This window comes from Kitasatospora sp. NPDC057936, from assembly GCF_042887525.1.
Lineage (GTDB): Bacteria > Actinomycetota > Actinomycetes > Streptomycetales > Streptomycetaceae > Kitasatospora.
In genome coordinates, this window is record NZ_JBHVPD010000036.1 from 61,078 (window position 1) to 79,496 (window position 18,419).

Consider the following 18,419-nt stretch of genomic DNA (forward strand, 5'->3'; position numbering starts at 1 on the left):
TTAACCCCCCCCCCCTCCCCCCCCCGCTCTCTCCTACCCCCCCCGGCACCCCCCCCCCGCGCCCCCGCCGCGCCGCCGGCCCCCGCCCGCCCCCCCCGGGGCCGGCCCGCGCGCGGCCGCCCCCACGTCCCGGGTCGGGCGGGTCAGGAGATCCGCCAGAGCTGGTTCACCTGGCCCGGGCCGTAGCAGTCCCACAGCTGGGTCTTGCCGTGGTTGTAGTAGATCTCCTCGTAGGCGCCGTCCAGACAGCGGCCGTTGGTCTGGACGGTCAGGTTGTAGACGAGGGGGTCGCTGGTCGCCCGGGTGAACTTCCACAGCTGGTTGCTCTGTCCCACGCCGTAGCAGTCCCAGAGCTGCATCTTGGTCCCGTTGCCGCCGATGTCCTGCCAGGCCGCGTCGAGGCACCGGCCGCTCTCCGCGTTGACCAGCTCGTAGTAGGCGCCCTGCGGACTGTCCATCCAGACCATGGTCCAGCGCTGGTAGGCGCTGTTGGGGTCGCAGTCCACCAGGAAGACGCCGATCCCGTTCCCGGTGCCGCTGGGGTCCAGGCAGCGGCCGTTGAACACGTTCTTGAGCAGCACGCCGCTCGACAGGGCATGGGCGGACGGCGCGGCGGCCACGAGCGTGGCCGTGGCGAACGCCGCAGTGGCGACCGCAGTGGTGAGTACCTTCCTCATCGTTCCTCCTGCTCCTCGTTCCTCGCTCTCCGGACCGGCCCCGTGACCGGTCGCTCCCAGCTTCGGCGGGCCGGATTGCCGCCCGATCGGCGTTCGATTGCCGCCCTGGCGGGAACGCGGGAAGGCAGGCAGACGGGAGCCAACCTGTCCGTCCGTCACCCGGGAGACGACCCCGCGCCTCACCGCCGCCGCGATGCGCCGAGCGGCACAGTGGCGACCGGAAGGGCGCGGACAGGGTAGGCAAACCGTGATCCGCGTCACGCCCACGCGGTCCGATTTCCCTGTGTGCACGGAATGCCGCAGGCCGACCCACCTGCGGTTTCGTGTGCGGGCCACGGTGGTTCATTCACTGAATAACGGTTCCTGCAACAAGTCTGGGAAAAGCCTGAGCGGTTGCTGAGAATGGCGCGTCCCCACGCACCTCCTCCTCCCCGGGAGCCGCGCATGCCCTCATTGCGTACCCGCTGGAGCAGACGGCGAATAGCCATCGCCACTGCCCTGCCCGTCCTGCTCATCGCCGCCACCGCGGCGAGCGGCCTGGACCTCGACCGCTACCTCGACTTCGACCACGACCGGGCCGCCGCCTGCGGCGCGGCGCACGATCCGGACGCCGACCGGGACGCCGACCACGACGCGGACAAGGACACCGGCAAGGACGCCGACGCCGATCCGGACGCCCGTCCCGGCCACTGCGGCATGGCCGGTGAGAGTGCCGACATCCTCGCCGCCTCCGCCCAGGCGAACGTCGCCCGTACCGCGCCCGGCACCTCGGTGAGCTCCGAGGCCGTGACCGCCGCCGCGAAGGACGCCGCCGCCATGCCGGTGACCGGTGCCGCCGTGGCCTGGCAGCAGAAGAACGACCTGCCGTACCAGTCGCAGAACTCCGCCTACGCGCAGGGCCCTTGGTGGGCCGGTCACGACGTGGTCTCCGGGCGCGCGACCGCACTGGCCGCCGACGGCGCCACGGTCTACCTCGGCACCGCCGGCGGCGGCGTCTGGAAGACCACGGACCAGGGCCAGACCTGGACCCCGCTGTTCGACGACCAGCCGAGCCTCGCCATCGGCGCGGTGGCCGTCAACCCGGCCGACCACTCGGTGTGGGTCGGCACCGGCGAGGGCAACTCCAACTCGGACGGCATCGGCGGCACCGGTCTGTACCGCTCCACCGACGGCGGACAGACCTGGGCCCAGGCCGGCACCGGGCTGACCAACAGCCTGGTGACGCACATCGAGTTCGCCGGCGGCAAGGTCTACGCCGCCACCAACCAGGGCCTCATCCGCCACGACGCCGCCACCACGGACGGCGCCTGGGAGACGGTCCTCAAGCCGGACCCGAACCCCGGCAGCTCGCCCTACCGCACCTCCTGGATCACCGACGTCCGCGTGCAGCCGAACAGCAACGGCCAGAGCCTGGTCGCCGTCCTCGGCTGGCGCGGCGGCACCAAGGCCGACGACCTCGGCTACAACGGCGTCTACTACTCCACCGCGAACGGCGACTCCGGCACCTGGAACAAGGCCACCGTCTCGGGCGACCTGACCCAGGCGCAGGTCGGCCGCACCACCCTCGGCTTCACCTCCGACGGCGGCAAGCTCTTCGCCGTCGTCGAGGACCCGACCACGGTGGCGCTGGCGGGTGTCTACGTGTCCGGCACCGGTGACCCGAACGGCCCGTGGACCAGGCTCGCGGACGGCACCGCGCTCAAGAACGCGGGCGCCACCGCCGGAACCGTCGGCGGCCAGGCCTGGTACGACCAGTACCTCGTGGTCGACCCGGCGGACGACACCCACCTGTACGTCGGCCTGGAGGACCTCTACGAGACCTCCGACTCCGGCTCCACCTGGACGGCCATCGGCCCGTACTGGTGGAACAACACCTACAGCTGCTTCAGCTACGACCCGAGCCAGTTCAGCTGCCCCAACACCACCCACCCCGACCACCACGCCGCGGTGGTCGCCCCCGACGGCACCACGTACTTCGGCAGCGACGGCGGCGTCTGGTCCCGGCCCTCCGCCACCCGCGCCCAGGTCGGCGGCTTCAACGACCTCAACGCGGGCCTGCGTACCCTCCAGTACTACGGCGGCCAGACCGGGAAGAACACCGCCGGCACCGGCGACATCTTCTGGGGCGGCCTCCAGGACAACGGCTACTCGGTCTCCGTCCCGGGCGACCCGGCGATGTACGAGCCCAAGGGCGGCGACGGCTTCAACGTGATCGTCGCCCCGCAGGACGGCCGCTACAGCGTCGCCGAGTACACCAACCTGGCCCTCGCCAAGACGCTCGACGGCGGCCACACCTGGTACAACATCAGCCCCAACTGCACCAACTTCAAGCCGACGTCGACGACCACGCCGTGCGAGAAGGACGGCCGCTTCGTCGCCCCGTTCGGCGCGGACGTCGCCAACGTCCAGCACTGGGTGGCCGGCGGCCGCTACGTGTGGGACAACCAGGGCAAGGGCTGGTCCACCGCCTGCACCGGCGCGACCTGCGACTGGCAGCCGGTCTTCGACCTCGGCGCCGGCAACGCCGCCACCGCCGTGACCGCCGACGGCGCCGTGACGTACGCCGGCTGGTGCGGCACCGGCAACGGCTGCAACCCCGGCGGCGGCTCGCCGTTCGTCTCCGGCATCGCCACCAACTACGGCGGTACCTGGCACCAGGTCCAGGCGCCCAACCTGCCCAACCGCGTGGTCACCGCGATCTCCGCCGACCAGGCCGACGCCGCGCACGTCGTCGCCGTCTACGGCTCCTACAGCCGGCACTGGATCGACGGCGCCGGCACCGGCCACGTCTTCGAGTCCCACGACGGCGGCGCCACCTGGACGGACATCAGCGGCAACCTGCCCGACGCACCGGTCAACGCCGTCAAGATCGCCCTGGGCTCGCTGATCGTCGGCACCGACAACGGCGTCCTCGCCGCCTCGCCGACCGCCCCCTCCACCTGGTACCGGCTGGGCACCGGACTGCCCAACACCCCGGTCGGCGACCTCGCCGTCGCTCCGGACAGCTCGTACCTGCTCGTCTCCACCCACGGACGCGGCGCGTGGACCTGGACCCTGCCCCCGCAGCCCACGACGTGACCCACCCCGCTCCCCCGGCGCCCGGTGCCCCCCGGCCCCCGGCGCCCCCCCCCCGCGCCACACCCGTCAGTACGCCAGTAAGGAGGATCCCGGCATGCGCAAGCGCCTGATCCTGGGAACCGCGGCCGGCCTCCTCGCCCTCGCCGCCGGTGCCACCACATTCGCGCTGCTCTCCGACGACGACCGCCCCGCCGCACACGGCCCCGCCTGGACCACACCCGCAGCCGCCGGCCGGCCGGCCACCGGTCCGGCACCCGGTAGCGGCACGAGCACCGGCACGCCGGCCGCAGCACCGTCGGCCGGCCCCACCGAGACGCCCGCAGCACCCAACGGCGCCCCTGTCGGAACACCGGGCCCGTCCCACCCCATCGCAACCCCGACCTTCGCCCGGGGCGCCACCCGCAACCCGGCCAAGTCCTCTCCGTCACCCGCCGCCACCCCGAGCCACGACTCCGACAACCCGGTCGACGCCGAACCCGACCGCTTCGCCCCCGGCCCCGGGCCGACGAACCAGCCCGGCCCCACGGGTGCCGGCCAGCCGACGCCGGTCCCGGGCCGGACGCTTCCGTTCCCCACCACCCCTTGAACGAACGGGACCGCGGCCCTCACTCATCGAGGCCGCGGTCCCGTCGCACCACACGACCGACGACGACCGCTCCGGCCGCCGACGGGTCGTCCCGCCAACAACCGCTGACGGTCCGTTGAGCGCACTGCACAGCCGCCGCTGACCGCTCCAACCCCGCCTTCCCGCCTCGGCTTCCCGCCGGGCGCGGAAAGGCGGGGCTTTTCTGTTGTCCTTCAACTTTCTTAACTGATTTGGTTTTAAGCATTCGTTACGCGCACTCCCTTCACTCTGGCCCCGTGAGCCGCAAAGCTTCGGTCTGATTCCGCCGGGCAGCGCAACCGCGCGACCCGCCGCATGGGGAGGACCCACCATCGTGCCCAACAGGCAACGCCGACGGCTGCTGCTGCCCGCCGTCACGCTCACCGCGCTCGGACTGACCACCACCCAGGCCCTCGCCGCGCCCGGCACGTCCGACCCCCGCCCGCACCAGGCGCAGCACCTCGACGAGGTCGGCCAGAAGCACGCCGCGAAGGTCAAGGGCACCAGCCCCACCAGCAGCACCGCCAAGCACACCTTCTCCGCCAAGGCCGACACCCCGGGCGGGGGCGACGGCGGCGCGGACGAGGCCGAGAACTCCGCCGAGGGCACCGCGCAGTACACCGAGGCCCGCACCGCCCCCGGCGTCGTCGCACCGGGCGCGTACGGCGCGGCCTGGGCGCAGCTGAAGTCGATGCCGCACACCGACGGCTCGTGGAAGCACGTCACCGACAAGCCGTACAACGAGGACGACCCGCGCTACCGGGACGCCAACTCCAACTCCAGCGGCGGCGCCGGGTACACCACCGGCCGGATCACCGGCATCGCGGCCGACGACGACGGGTACGTGTACGCGGGCGGTGCCGACGGCGGGGTGTTCCGCTCCCGGACGGGCGGCGGACAGTGGGAGCCGATCGCGGACAAGCTGCCGTCGCTGTCGACGGGCACGCTGAACCTCGACGAGGGCGGCCGGCTCTGGTACGCCACCGGCGAGTCCAACACCGGCGCCACCTCCTACGTCGGCACCGGTGTGTACGTGCTGTCCGACCCCAAGCACGGCAAGTTCCAGCCCGGCAACCGGGTCGGTGGCGCCGAGCTGGAGTCCACCATCATCCACGCGCTGCGCTTCGGCGGCGGCAAGGTGTGGGCGGCGACCAGCCGCGGTGTGTGGAGCCACTCCGCCACCGACCTCTCCGGCCCGTGGGCGCTGGAGTTCGCACCCAACCCGGACTACCTGCCGGGTGGTTCGAAGGCGGCCGACCCGAGCGCGCCGTACAAGAACATCGCCAACGACATCGCGATCGACCCCAAGGACCCGTCCAAGGTGATCCTGGCCGTCGGCTGGCGCGGCGGCGACACCTACAACGGCTTCTACAGCAAGGCCGCGGACGGCAGTTGGCAGCGCGTCGCCTCCCTCGGCGACCTGCCGACGGACGCGGCGAACGTCGGCAACGTCACGTTCGCCCGTTCCGCGGACGGCTCGCGCTACTACGCCATCGACCAGTCCCCGGACGTCATGGCGCACAACCCCGACACCGGGCTCAAGGGCATCTACGTCTCCAAGTCCGGTTCGCCGTCCGGCCCGTGGACGCTGATCGCGGACAAGGACAAGATCAAGAACTCGGGCTCCGCCCTCCAGGGCGCCGGCTACCAGCCGGGCATCCAGTCCTGGTACAACCAGTTCCTCCAGGTCGACCCGGCCAACCCCGACCACGTCTACGCCGGTCTGGAGGAGGTGCTGGAGACGAAGGACGGCGGCACCAGCTGGTCCGTTCCCGGCCCGTACTGGAACTTCACCTTCCCGTGCTGGAGCATCGACCCCACCAAGGTGACCGGCGACTGCTCGCCCACCACCCACTCCGACCAGCACGCCGTCGCCATCGGCACCTACCACGGCAAGCCCAGCGTGTACGTCGGCAACGACGGCGGCATCTACACCCGCCCGGTCAACGGCGCAGCCGACGCGTCCGGCCACGCCACGGACTGGAAGTCCCTGGCCGACGGCACCATCGACACCCTGCAGTACTACTCGGTCGGCGTCGGCAAGGACCCGGCGGACCGCACCGGCAAGGGCGTCATCGTCAGCGGCGGCCTCCAGGACAACGGCGAATCGATCCTGCGCGCCCACGACAAGGTGATGGGCTCCAACTTCGGCGGCGACGGCGCCGACACCCTGGTCGACCCGGCCAACGGCTGCAACATCGCCCAGGAATACGTCTACCTCGACATGTGGGTCACCCAGAACTGCGCCGTCAACGACGGCTCCGGCAACTCCGACCCCAGCAAGGCCACGTCCTACGAGGTCGCCCCGCCCGACAAGGCCACCAGCTCCGCCCGCTTCATCGCCCCGCTCGCCGCCGACCCCAAGGACGTCAACACCTGGATCGCCGGCGGTCAGCACATCTGGGTGCAGCACAAGGGCTACGCGATCCGCAGCGGCAGCGAGTGGACCAGCGCCTACGACCTCGGCGCAGGGCACTTCGCCACCGCCGTCGCGACCGTCAACGGCACCGTGTACGCGGGCTGGTGCGGCCCCTGCAACAACCAGGGCTTCAGCCGCGGCATCGCGGTCGGCAAGACCGACGGCACCGGCTGGCACCAGCTCAACCTGCCCGTCGACGGCACCCTGCCCAACCGGTACATCTCCTCCTTCGCCGTGGACGAGAAGGACGCCCAGCACGTCTTCGTCGCCATGAACGGCTTCTCGCGGACCTGGACCGAGGGCCCCGGCGCCGGCAACGGCCACCTCTTCGAGACCCACGACGGCGGTGCCACCTGGACCGACGTCTCGGCCAACCTGCCCGACGTCCCGGCCACCTCGGTCAAGCTCCTGCCGAACGGCGGGCTGGCGCTGGGCAGCGACCTCGCCGCCTTCTACCGCGCGCCGGGCGAGACCAACTTCTCGGTGCTCGGCAAGAACCTGCCCACCACCTCGGTCCAGCAGCTCAAGACCGGCCCGGACGGCCGCCTCTACGCCGCCACCTTCGGCCGCGGCATCTGGTCGATCAACCCGACCGCGCTGTACGAGGACGACAACAGCCAGGGCGACGACAACCAGAACTGACCACGACACGCGCAACCACCGGTGCCCGGCCGCTCTCCCGAGCGCGCCGGGCACCGGCATAGTCGGAACCTCCCGACCCGCGCGCACGTCCGACCGCGGCCAGCACGAGACCGGAGACCACCGCCCGTGAAGAGAACCATCGCCGTCCCGGCAGCCGCCCTGCTCCTCGCCCTCACCGCGACCGCCTGCGGATCCAGTGGTGCCGCCTCACCCGCCCGAAGCGCGGCCCCGGCCACTCAGCAGCCGGCCCCGGCAACGGGAAGCACCAGTGCTCCGCCCAACCTCGCCGCCGCCGAACCGACGCCGACACCAACGTCGCCCTCGACGGGTGCGGCAACGACCTCCCCACCACCCCCCAAGGGCAGCACCGCAGCCCCGACCCGGACGGCCTCGCAAGAGCCCGCGCCCGCAGGCAGCCACGCGTCCGTCACAACGGCACCGAACCCCGCTCCCCCTCCGGCCCTGCCGCCGAACGACGGGGAGAACCCGGTCGACCTCCAGCACCGCCCCGGCGGCGGGCCCTCCCGCCCCACGGGCTGATCCGAGGGCGCGATAGCATCGCCGCATGGCGATGACATCACCTGAACCCGTCGGGCGGGACGAGCTCGCACCGGCCGCGGCCCTGTTCCGCTCCCTCGGCGATCCGGCCCGTCTGGCGATCGTCCAACGGCTCACGGCCGGCGAAGCCCGGGTGGTCGACCTGGTCGAGCAGCTCGGCCTGGCCCAGTCCACCGTCTCCAAGCACCTGGCCTGCCTGCGCGACTGCGGCCTGGTCGACTCCCGTCCGGTCGGCCGGGCCTCGGTGTTCAGCCTGACCCAACCCTCCCTGATCGGCCTGCTCGCCGCGGCGGAGACCGTGCTGGCCGAGACCGGCGACGCCGTTGCGCTCTGCCCCGTCTACGGCGCCGGCGAGGGGGACGACCGGTGACCGCCGAGGCCGAGTCAAGCGCCTGCCACTGCGAGCCCGGCTGCACGGACGCCTGCTGCCGCCCGCCGGTGGAGAAGAGCGCCGCCTGGCACGAGGCGGCCCGCAAGGCGAAGCTCCTGTCGTGGCTCTCCCTCGGCTACATGGCGGCCGAGGGCACCGTCGCACTCGTCGCGGCGGTCCTGGCCGGCTCGGTCGCCCTGCTCGGCTTCGGCCTCGACTCCGTCGTCGAAGGTCTGGCCTCCGTCATCGTCGTCTGGCGGTTCAGCGGCACCCGGACACTGTCGGAGACCTCCGAGGCCCGCGCACAGAAGGCCGTCGCGGTGACGTTCTTCCTCCTGGCCCCCTACATCGCCTACGACGCCGTCTCCACGCTGGCCGCCGGCGAGAAGCCGTCCACCAGCTGGCTCGGCATCGGCCTGTCCGTCACCTCCCTGATCGTCATGCCGCCGCTGGGCCGCGCCAAGCGCCGCCTCGGGACCATCCTCGACTCGGCCGCCACCAGCGGCGAAGGCACCCAGAACCTCCTGTGCGCCTACCTCGCCGCCGCCGTCCTGGTCGGCCTGCTCGCCAACGCCCTGTTCGGCCTGTGGTGGCTCGACCCCGCGATCGGTCTGCTCGTCGCCGGCCTCGCCGTCCGCGAGGGCATCGACGCCTGGCGCGGCGAGGAGTGCGGCTGCTGACACCACCGCCGACGCCCGCCAAGCAACCGGTCGGCCTTATGGCGCGATCTCGAAGTCAGGCGGCCGGAGGCATGCGAGGCATTCCGTCTTCGGCGCGGTCGGAGTGTCGAAGAACGAGCGGGTGATCTCCTGCGCGCACGCCGAGTCGGCGAAGACCACGTGGGCGACGTAGGGGACGGTGACCTCGGTGGACCGGCTCAGCGTGCGGGCGGCGTACGGCCCGTTGCTCGCTGCGGTCTGGGCGTCGAACCCGCCCGACAGGACGAGCGTCGGGATGTCGCTGTGCGTCACGTCCCGGACCGAGCGCGGTGCGGCGGGGACGTCCCAGGCGCGGCAGTCGTCGTGGAGCCAGGCGAGCCCCGGGGCGTTGGCCAGCACCGAGTCGGGGAACGACGGGAACGCGCGCCGCCCGCCCTCGATGACGTCCGCCTCGCTCTCGAACGGTGTCCACTCGCTGCAGAAGACGCCGTAGGCGAGCCCGTGGGAGAGCCTGCCGAAGGCCGCCGGGCTGAGCTTTCCGCCGGCCCACTGCTCGGCCACGCGTTGCGGGTTGCCGTGGGCCAGCTCGTCGATGGAGCGCGGCACGCCTGCCGCCAGGTGGCTGGCGGCGGTCAGCCAGGTCACCAGGACGCCACCGTCCAGCACGACCTCCACCGGATCGGGGTGGCCCGGGACGGTGACGGTGGTGGTGACCGGCCGGGCTTCGAGCTCGACGACGAGGCGTTCGAAGGTGGCCTTCAGGTCCGGGTAGCGGTCGTTGCAGGCGCGTTGCTTCGCGCAGGCGTCGAACAGGCCGTCGAACCCCTCCTGCGCGGCCTTCCAGGTCACCGCCCCGCCGGCCAGGGACGGCGGCAGGATGCCGTCGATGCCGACCGACCGGATGCCCTGCGGGTGCAGGCGCATGTAGAGCAGGGCCAGGTCGGAGCCGTACGAGATGCCGAACACGTTCCACTGCTCGATGCACAGCGCTTCGCGCAGGTCGGCGTAGTCGGCGGCGCTCTCGGTGCTGTTGTACGCGCTGAGGTCGGCCCCGCGGCCCGCGAGCCCGTCGCGGCAGGCGCGGGTCGCGTCGACGTGCAGGCGTCCGGTGGACGGCGCGCCGTAGACGAGGCCGAGGGAATCCGCGTTGAACTGGTCGATGTTCGCGCAGGTGAGCGCCGGGTCGGCCGAGTAGGTGCCCCGCTGGGACATGAAGATGACGTCGCGGTCGCGGTTCAGGCCGCCGTTGAGTGCCAGGGGGATCTCGGAGACCGCGTCGTCGCCGGGCCCGCCCGCGAGCCACACGATCGGGTCGGGTGCCGGTCTGCTCGTGGCCGCCGGGATGATCGCGACTCCGAGGGTGATCGTCCGCCCGTCGTGCCGGGAGCGGCGCTCGGGCACCGTGAGCGTTCCGCAGCGGGCCTTCTCCAGCTCAGGGATCGGGTCCGCCGTCCTGGGGCAGGGGCCCGGCTCGAAGTGGGCGCGCCCGGCCGTCCGGGCGACCGTGCCGAGCGGCGGTCCGGCAGCGGGCTCGGCGCGGGTGGGTGCGGCCCGGGCGGGCAGCGCGGCGAGGCCGACGGCGAGGACACCGGCCGTGGCCACGGCCAGCGTGGCCCGCAGCCGTCGCGCGGTGCGACGGCGGTGGGGCGCGGGAGTTGACATCATGCGGCTTCCGTTTCGGGGGTGATGGTGAACGGTGCGGGCGCGAGGTCTGCCACGCAGGCGGTGTCCGGCGCCGTCGGGTGCGCCAGGAAGGAGGTCAGGACGCTCTGCGCGCAGCACGACTGGGGAACCACCCAGTGGCCGATGCCCGGGATCCGCACGACGGTCGAGCGGGACAGCGTACGGGCCGCGTACTGACCCCAGCTCGCCCCGGTCTTGGAGTCGAAGGTGCCGGAGATGACGAGCGCGGGAACGTCGCTGACGGTGACCACCCGCTGGACGGCGGTGCGGTCCGGGACGTTCCAGACCCGGCAGACGTCGTACTGGAAGGGCAGCTGCGGCGCCTGAGCCAGGACGGCGTCCGGCCACCCGGGGAAGTTGCGGCGCCCGGCCGCCAACACGTCGGCCCGCGAGTAGCCCGGCACCCACTCGCTGCAGGCCACCGACTCCTTCAGCCCGTAGGCGAATTCGCCGATGACGGGCGTCGCGCCCGCGGCGCGGGCCCGCGCGAAGCGCTCGGGATTGCCGTGGGCGAGTTCGTCGAGGGCGGCGGGCAGGTCGGCGAACGGGACGGCCTTGGCGACCAGCAGGTCCACCAGGCTGCCCCCGTCCAGGACGACCGTCACCGGGTTTCCGCCCCCAGGGGGCTGGACCGTCAGTGTCAGGGGGTGTTCCTCCAGCCGCCGGACCTGCTCGGTGACGGTCCCGGGAAGGCCGGGGTAGCGGTTCTTGCAGGCGGGCTGGGCCTCGCAGGCCGCGAACACCTCGTCGAGCCCCTCCCGGAAGCTGTCCCAGGTCCACGGGAGGTTCACGACCGGCGGGGGTGCGACCGAGTCGATCGCCACCGAGCGGATCCCCTCGGGGTGCAGGCGCAGGTAGGTGAGGGCGAGGTTGGTGCCGTAGGAGTACCCGTAGACGTTCCACCGGTCGATGCCCAGCGCGGTGCGCAGGCCGGCGAAGTCCGCTGCGTTCTCGGTGGTGTTGTAGGCGGCGAGTTCGACTCCGCCGGCGGTCAGGCGGTCCCGGCACTCCTTCGTCGCCCGGACCAGGAGCTCCCCCGTGGAGGGCGCGTTGAAGGGCAGCCCGACGGCGCCCGCGTAGAACCGGTCGATCTCCGGGCAGGCGAGGTTCGGCTCCGAATGGAGGGTGCCGCGCTGGGCCATGACGATCAGCTCGCGGTCCCGGTTCACGCCGGCGCCGATCAGGAAGGGGATGTTCCCGAACGCGTCGCCGCCGGGGCCGCCCTCCATGAACACCACCGGGTCGCCGGCCGGCGTCGCGGACGCCGCCGGGATGATCGCGACGGCCAGCCGGACGGTCCGTCCGTGCCGGTGGGCGGCGCGGTTCTCGGGCACCTCCAGCACCCCGCACCGCCCGGGGACCGGCTCGGGCGTCTCCGGGCAGGGCCCGGGCACGAACCGCGCCGGAGCTCCTGACAGGGGCTCACGGAGCGGTGGTGACACGGCGCTGCTGGGTGTCGGGCCGAGCGCCCCCAGGAGGGCCAGCCCGGCGGCGATGAGCGCCACCCCGGTGGATGACCCCGCGGAACGCCCCCGCGCGCACCTGCGCCACACCCGCCTCCGCAGGGACCTGCCGATCCCGCGAACGGTCCGCAGGCAGCCCTGACCGACGCCCTGTTCCACCATGTGATGCCTTTCGCCGTCGCCCCCGGCCGCCCGTCGGGGACGCCGCCGGGTGACTCCGCCCGCCGCCGGGACGTCGGTGCGGGCGCTGTGTAAGCCAGCCTGCGTTCGTGGGGAGACGTCCACCATTCACGGGCTCCACTCGGAGCAGCGCGGCACCACCCCGCGGCCCGTCCTGGCGGGGCGACGCGGTTCACCTGCTCATGTGTTGCGACGACCGCTGGAATCCGCCGCGATCGGCGTGCCGGGGGCGTTTTCGCGCGCCTCGGCTCCGATCGTTCACCGTGCGGTTCGGGCAGCGCCATGTGCGCTCGGAGTCGATCCACGGTCCGGCCATCCTCCATGTCGGTGAGCGTTCGGGTCTCAGCCATCCAAACGTGCTGTGCGGCTGCCCGGCCGTGCTTCAGTGGCCGCGGGAAGTCCGGGCAGCACGGCGTGGAAGGGCGGACGGATGGCGGGTGAGGGCGGATTCCCGTCGCGGGGGGTGTGGCGGCGGCCGGCGTTGCGGTGGGTGGACGTGCTGGTGACGGCGGCGCTGGTGGCGCTGCTGTACGGGCTGCTCAAGCTGGCGCCGTCGCTGGACGCGCCGTTCCTGCCGTCCACGGCGCCGTCCTCGGTGTCCACGGACGCGTCGAACCTGCCGTACTACGCGGTGCGGTCGCTGCTGCGGATGTTCGCGGCGCTGGTGGCGTCAGTGGCGTTCACCTTCGTGTACGCCACGGCAGCGGCCCGGATGCGGCGGGCGGAGAAGGTGCTGCTGCCGGTGCTGGACATCCTGCAGTCGGTGCCGATCCTGGGCTTCCTGTCGGTCACGGTGACCGCGTTCATCAACCTGTTCCCCGGCTCGACGCTGGGGCTGGAGTGCGCGTCGATCTTCGCGATCTTCACCTCGATGGCGTGGAACATGACCTTCGCCTTCTACTACTCCCTGATGTCGCAGCCCCGGGAGCTGGACGAGGCGGCGCGGGTGATGCGCCTGACGAAGTGGCAGCGGTTCTGGCGCCTGGACGTGCCGAGCGGGATGATCCCGCTGGTGTGGAACGGCATGATGAGCTTCGGCGGGGCCTGGTTCTTCCTGGCCGCCTCGGAGTCGATCAGCGTCCTGAACCACCACTACGCGCTGCCGGGCATGGGGTCGTACGCGGCGACCGCGATCGCGGCCGGCGACCTCGGGCAGGTCGGCATCGCGATCGCGGTCATGGTGGTCATGGTGATCGGCGTGAACGTGCTGTTCTGGCGGCCGATGACGGCCTGGGCGGAACGGTTCCGGGTGGAGGAGTCGGAGGCGGCCGAGCGCCCGCGCAGCGTGGTGCTCGACATCCTGCGCCGCTCCAGCGTGCCGGAGCTGATCGGGCGTCCGATGCGGCCGGCGAGCCGGGCGCTGGAGCGCTGGACGCGCCCCTTCGGGTTGGCCGAGCACCCGCTCGGGGTCTCGCCGGTGCGCGAGCGCACCGGGGACGTGTTCTTCGCCGGGGCGGTCGCGGCCGTGGTGGTGTTCGGCGCGTGGCGGGCGCTGGCGTACGTGGACGGCACGGTGGGCCTGTCCGAGTTCGGGCACGCCTTCGCGCTGGGCGCGGCGACCTTCGGCCGGGTCCTGGTCCTGCTCGCGGTCGCCACCGTGGTGTGGGTGCCGATCGGCGTGTGGATCGGGATGAACCCGAAGGTGACCCGCTTCGCCCAGCCAGTGGTGCAGGTACTGGCCAGCTTCCCCGCGAACTTCATCTTCCCCTTCGCGACCGTCTTCTTCGTCGCCGCCGGAATCTCACTCGACCTCGGGTCGATCCTGCTGATGGCGCTCGGCGCCCAGTGGTACATCCTGTTCAACGTGATCGCCGGGGCCTCCGCCGTCCCTACCGACCTGCGCGAGGCGATGACCAGCTTCGGCGTCCGCGGGCGACTGCGCTGGAAGTCGTTCATCCTGCCGGCGGTCTTCCCGTACTACATCACCGGCGGGATCACTGCGGCGGGCGGTGCGTGGAACGCCTCGATCGTCGCCGAGGTCGTCGACTACGGCTCCCACCACCTGGAGGCCACCGGCCTCGGCGCCTACATCGCCAATGCCACCGGCACCGGCGAGTTCCCGAAGATCCTGGTCGGCGTAAGCGTGATGAGCGTCTACGTCGTCGCCCTCAACCGGCTGCTGTGGCGTCGCCTGTACCGCCTCGCCGAGACCCGTTACTCGCTCTGACCCACTCGAAGGGGAACACCGATGACCACCGGTACCCGTGGCACACCCCGCACCGGGGCCACCATCGTCGAGGCAGCCAACGTGACGAAGACGTTCACCACCCCCGATGGGAGGGCGCTGCCGGTCCTGGACGACATCAGCCTGCGCCTGACGGAAGGAGAGATCGTCGCGCTGCTCGGCAAGTCCGGCTCCGGCAAGTCCACCCTGCTGCGCTGCCTGGCCGGCCTGATCCCGCCCTCGGCCGGCACCGTCGCCTACCGGGGCGAGCCACTGGCCGGCGCCAACCCCGGGGTGGCGATGGTCTTCCAATCCTTCGCCCTGCTGCCCTGGCTCACCGTGCAGCAGAACGTCGAACTCTCCCTCCAGGCCCGCAACGTTCCCGAGCGGGAGAGGCGCGAGCGGGCGCTGAAGGCCATCGACCTGATCGGCCTGGACGGCTTCGAGGGCGCCTACCCCAAGGAGTTGTCCGGCGGTATGCGCCAACGCGTCGGCTTCGCCCGCGCCCTGGTCGTCGAACCCGACGCCCTGTTCATGGACGAGCCGTTCTCCGCCCTCGACGTGCTCACCGCCGAGAACCTCCGCTCCGAACTCACCGGCCTGTGGGAAGGCCACGAGGCCCCGGTCAAGTCGATCCTCATCGTCACCCACAACATCGAGGAGGCCGTCCTGCTCGCCGACCGCGTCCTGGTCCTCTCCTCCAACCCCGGCCGGATCAGCGCCGAACTCGCCGTCGACCTGCCCCGGCCGCGCAACCGCAACGCCCCCGCCTTCGAGGCCCTGATCGACACCGTCTACGGCATCCTCACCGGCCGCGAGGCCCGCACCGAGGCCGAACCCGCCGCCCCGCAGGCCGCCACCCCGATCACCACCCCGCTGCCACCGGCCACCGTCGGCGGCCTCGCCGGCCTCCTCGAAATCCTCCTCGCCATGGGCGGCGAAGAAGGCCTCGCGGAGATCGCCGACGAACTCAACTTCGAGGTCGACGACCTCCTGCCCCTCGTCGACGCCGCCGTCCTCCTGGGACTGGCCACCACCGCCGACGGCCGCATCTCCATCACCGACGCCGGCCGCGAGTTCGCCGCCGCCGACATCCTCACCAGCAAACAGCTCTTCGCCCGCAACGCCGCGCGCCGTGCCCCGCTGGTCCGCGCGATCGTCCAGACCCTCGCCGCCACCGACGACCACAAGCTGCGCGAAGACCTGTTCCTGGACCTGCTGCGCGCGGGCTACGGCGCCGAGGACGCGCGGCGGCAGCTCGAGACCGCGATCGACTGGGGTCGGTACGGCGAGCTGTACGACTACGACGCCGACGACGGCGAGTTCGCCCTCGAACCCGGGGCGGAAGCGGCGCTGTAGAGAAGCCCCGCCCCCGGTCAGCTCGTGGACAGCTGGACGGTCTTGACGATCACCAAGGTCACCGCGAGGAGCAGGTAGCCGCGCAGGGTGAGCAGGCCTGCCTTCCGCAGAGCGGAGAACTGCGGCCTGGGCAGGGTATGCAGGGCTGGTGTGCGCCAGAACGTCCGGTCGTGCTCCAGGGCCACCTTCCGTTCCGTCCTGCTGAGCGGCGAGCCGTCCGCGTGCTGGACCTGCATCAGCCAGGCCTCTCCCGTGACACCGCCGAAGGCATCGCCCTTCGTGTGCCGCGCTTTGAAGGCCTCGATGCGGGCTGTCTGCTGCGTGTACTGGGTGTGGAGCACGATGAGGACGCCGCCGATCAGGCCGACGAACGCACCGGCCGCGAATCCCCAGGCCAGCTGGGTGGTCGTGAGGTCGGGGAAGAACGTCGCGGCGGTGAGGGCCAGCGAGAGCAGGACGAGGACCCAGACGATGACACCCGCGGCGACGTTCTGCTTCACGGTGTTGACCCACGGTCCGAGCACCGGGCGGTCGTTGCACAGCAGCACCAGGAACACGGTGGCCGAGGGCAGCAGGACACCGGCCAAAGCCTGGACGCCCTGGGTGATCAGGCCCTGGACGTGAGCGTCGGAGGTGAGCGTGATGGTGGCGGCGAGACCGATCAGGACGGCGTAGCCGAGATAGAAGAGCGGTGCCTCGCGCAGCTTCCAGTGCAGCGAGTGCCGCTTCTTGAACGTGTCGCCGAGGGCGTACGTGGTGGCGAGGCTGACGGCGTTGGCGCCGATCAGCGAGGCGTCGAGCAGCACGATCGCGAACAGCGCGCCGAGGGTGTGGCCGCCGTGCCGGCCGAGGCCGTCGGCGACTGCTCCGGCGTCGGTGAACCGGCCGAGCAGGTCGGTGTCCTGGAAGACGAAGGCGGCGGTGGCCATGATGGCGATCGCGCCGGCCATCACGACCACGATGCCGATCCGCAGGTCGGCGCGTGCGTAGTGGATCCAGCGCGGGGTGATCCGCTTGTCGACGACGTTGGACTGCTGGAAGAACAGCTGCCAGGGGGCGACGGTGGTCCCCACGATGGCGATGATCACCAGCAACAGAGTGGAGTCGAGGCCGCCGGGGAACCGCGGCACGATTCCGGCCGCGGTCTCGTCGAGCTTCGGGTGCGCGAGCAGGGCCATCGGGAGCACGATCACGTTCACGGCGATCAGTGCGAACAGGAACCGCTCCCAGCGCCGGAACGATCCGCCGGCCACCACGGCGAACAGCAGCACGGCCGCGAGCGGCACCGAGACGTACTGGGGGATGCCGAAGTAGTCCAGTGCCTGGGACACGCCGATGAACTCGGTGACCAGGGTGAGCGCGTTGACCAGGAACAGGTCGCCGACGCTGAACATCCCCCAGAACCGGCCGAAGCGCTGGAAGATCAGCCGGGCGTGGCCGACGCCGGTGACCGCGCCGAGCCGGACCACCATCTCCTGGTTGACGTAGAGCACCGGGATCAGCAGGGCCAGCGTCCACAGCAGCTTCATGCCGTAGTTCTGGCCCGCCTGGGCGTACGTCGCCACACCACCGGCGTCGTTGTCGCCGACCATCACGATCAGGCCCGGCCCCATGACGACCAGCAGGACCCTGAGCCGCTCCCCCAGCGATCCGCGTCGACCGGTGTCGTCCTGCTCGATCGTGCCGAGCGCGCCCACGATGTCGCCGACGTGCGCGCTGTCCGTGCCCGCTGGGCCGACCGCTGCCTGCGGTGTCGTCGACTCGCTGGGCCCGGGCCTCTGGCTCCGGGCCGGGCGAGTGGTGTGGAAGGCCATCGCGCTTCTCCTCTGAGGTGTCTGCGGGGGGCAGGCCGGCGACACGCCTGTGTCAGGGCACGCCGATGAGAGCGGCCGGGCGGGGCCGCAGTGAAGGGCTGGGCAGCGTGCACCGCACCCGTGGTGGCCGTGGGACGCCACGGGTGTGGCGGATCACCTCCATCGGACCGGCCGCGGGCATGCCGAAGGCACACCGGCGCCGTGGGGGCGAGTGAGCGTGGGTGTTTGCCTGCGCGCTGTCAGCAGGCGGCGGAGCGGCGGGCGGCTCTGGCGAGCCGGTGGGCCGCGGCGGGCGGCAGGTCGGCGAAGCGAGCGAGCCAGTCGGCGCGGTGGCCCTGGCGGGCGAGCAGGTAAGCCAGGTGTACGCGCGGCTCGTAGGCCGAGGCGGCGGTGTCGGCGGTGCCCGAGTGCGGGCAGCTGCCGGGATCGTCGAGGCGGTAGGCACGCTCGACGCCGTCGTGCAGGGCCAGGGCGACGCGCGGGCAGGTGTGCTGCCTGGCGGAGAGGGTGTGACGCACGGCTTCTCCCTTCCCCTTCCCCCTCGGGGTGAAGGGCGGGTCAGACTTCCGGGCGGGTCAGGCTTGCGGGCGGGTCAGGCTTCCGGGCGGGTGGGGCGGCGGCGGGTCATCGGGTACGCCGCCGCCCCCAGGAGCGGGCTCAGTGCCCGAGGGCGGTCTGGACGACCTTGATGATGACCATGATCATCGCGATCAGCAGGTAGGCGCGCAGGGCGCCCATGCCGACCTTGC

Annotated in this window: 12 protein-coding genes; 7 read left to right on the plus strand and 5 right to left on the minus strand. The window is 72.1% G+C overall.

What is annotated here, in order from left to right:
• Positions 1 to 143: 143 nt before the first annotated feature.
• Positions 144 to 677: an RICIN domain-containing protein gene (locus ACFVU9_RS20315; RefSeq protein ID WP_387595071.1), complete on the minus strand. Its 534-nt coding sequence runs from the start codon at positions 675 to 677 to the stop codon at positions 144 to 146.
• A gap of 444 nt (positions 678 to 1,121) precedes the next feature.
• Between ACFVU9_RS20315 and ACFVU9_RS20320 the strand changes: the two genes are divergently transcribed.
• From ACFVU9_RS20320 to ACFVU9_RS20340, 5 genes are all read left to right on the plus strand, one after another.
• Positions 1,122 to 3,755 carry a hypothetical protein gene (locus ACFVU9_RS20320; RefSeq protein WP_387595074.1) on the plus strand — a complete coding sequence of 878 codons (2,634 nt, stop codon included), beginning with the start codon at positions 1,122 to 1,124 and terminating at the stop codon, positions 3,753 to 3,755.
• 94 nt (positions 3,756 to 3,849) lie between these two features.
• A complete protein-coding gene (locus tag ACFVU9_RS20325) occupies positions 3,850 to 4,341 on the plus strand; it encodes a hypothetical protein (protein WP_387595076.1) in 492 nt (163 codons plus the stop codon).
• 352 nt (positions 4,342 to 4,693) lie between these two features.
• The gene (locus ACFVU9_RS20330) at positions 4,694 to 7,420 is read left to right on the plus strand and encodes a glycosyl hydrolase (protein WP_387595078.1); all 2,727 of its coding nucleotides are present in this window, start codon (positions 4,694 to 4,696) and stop codon (positions 7,418 to 7,420) included.
• A 565-nt stretch (positions 7,421 to 7,985) separates the two neighbouring features.
• Entirely contained in the window at positions 7,986 to 8,348 is a 363-nt protein-coding gene (locus ACFVU9_RS20335; RefSeq protein ID WP_387595081.1) for an ArsR/SmtB family transcription factor, read from the plus strand.
• Entirely contained in the window at positions 8,345 to 9,028 is a 684-nt protein-coding gene (locus ACFVU9_RS20340) for a hypothetical protein (protein WP_387595084.1), read from the plus strand. The genes ACFVU9_RS20335 and ACFVU9_RS20340 overlap by 4 nt, the downstream gene beginning before the upstream one ends.
• A 36-nt stretch (positions 9,029 to 9,064) precedes the next feature.
• Here the strand turns inward: ACFVU9_RS20340 and ACFVU9_RS20345 are convergent, their stop codons facing one another.
• On the minus strand, positions 9,065 to 10,672 hold the full coding sequence (locus ACFVU9_RS20345) for an alpha/beta fold hydrolase (RefSeq protein WP_387595087.1): 1,608 nt from the start codon (positions 10,670 to 10,672) through the stop codon (positions 9,065 to 9,067).
• Positions 10,669 to 12,024, minus strand: coding sequence for an alpha/beta fold hydrolase (locus ACFVU9_RS20350; RefSeq protein WP_387595090.1), 1,356 nt, complete (start codon positions 12,022 to 12,024; stop codon positions 10,669 to 10,671). The genes ACFVU9_RS20345 and ACFVU9_RS20350 overlap by 4 nt, the downstream gene beginning before the upstream one ends.
• 805 nt (positions 12,025 to 12,829) lie before the next feature.
• Between ACFVU9_RS20350 and ACFVU9_RS20355 the strand changes: the two genes are divergently transcribed.
• Together ACFVU9_RS20355 and ACFVU9_RS20360 are read left to right on the plus strand one after the other, a co-directional pair.
• Positions 12,830 to 14,500 (plus strand): ABC transporter permease, encoded by a 1,671-nt coding sequence (locus ACFVU9_RS20355; RefSeq protein ID WP_387595093.1) that lies wholly within the window; start codon positions 12,830 to 12,832, stop codon positions 14,498 to 14,500.
• Positions 14,501 to 14,521: 21 nt separating this feature from the next.
• Entirely contained in the window at positions 14,522 to 15,856 is a 1,335-nt protein-coding gene (locus tag ACFVU9_RS20360; protein WP_380445409.1) for a nitrate/sulfonate/bicarbonate ABC transporter ATP-binding protein, read from the plus strand.
• A gap of 17 nt (positions 15,857 to 15,873) precedes the next feature.
• Here the strand turns inward: ACFVU9_RS20360 and ACFVU9_RS20365 are convergent, their stop codons facing one another.
• A complete protein-coding gene (locus tag ACFVU9_RS20365) occupies positions 15,874 to 17,670 on the minus strand; it encodes an NRAMP family divalent metal transporter (protein WP_387595096.1) in 1,797 nt (598 codons plus the stop codon).
• A 239-nt stretch (positions 17,671 to 17,909) separates the two neighbouring features.
• Entirely contained in the window at positions 17,910 to 18,188 is a 279-nt protein-coding gene (locus ACFVU9_RS20370) for a hypothetical protein (protein ID WP_387595099.1), read from the minus strand.
• Between the last annotated feature and the right edge of the window lie 231 nt (positions 18,189 to 18,419).

Bases quoted from the DNA above. Each gene is read 5' to 3' on its own strand.
- ACFVU9_RS20315 (WP_387595071.1), bottom strand. From the start codon at position 677: ATGAGGAAGGTACTCACCACTGCGGTCGCCACTGCGGCGTTCGCCACG.
- ACFVU9_RS20320 (WP_387595074.1), top strand. From the start codon at position 1,122: ATGCCCTCATTGCGTACCCGCTGGAGCAGACGGCGAATAGCCATCGCC.
- ACFVU9_RS20325 (WP_387595076.1), top strand. From the start codon at position 3,850: ATGCGCAAGCGCCTGATCCTGGGAACCGCGGCCGGCCTCCTCGCCCTC.
- ACFVU9_RS20335 (WP_387595081.1), top strand. From the start codon at position 7,986: ATGGCGATGACATCACCTGAACCCGTCGGGCGGGACGAGCTCGCACCG.
- ACFVU9_RS20345 (WP_387595087.1), bottom strand. From the start codon at position 10,672: ATGATGTCAACTCCCGCGCCCCACCGCCGTCGCACCGCGCGACGGCTG.
- ACFVU9_RS20360 (WP_380445409.1), top strand. From the start codon at position 14,522: ATGACCACCGGTACCCGTGGCACACCCCGCACCGGGGCCACCATCGTC.
- ACFVU9_RS20365 (WP_387595096.1), bottom strand. From the start codon at position 17,670: ATGGCCTTCCACACCACTCGCCCGGCCCGGAGCCAGAGGCCCGGGCCC.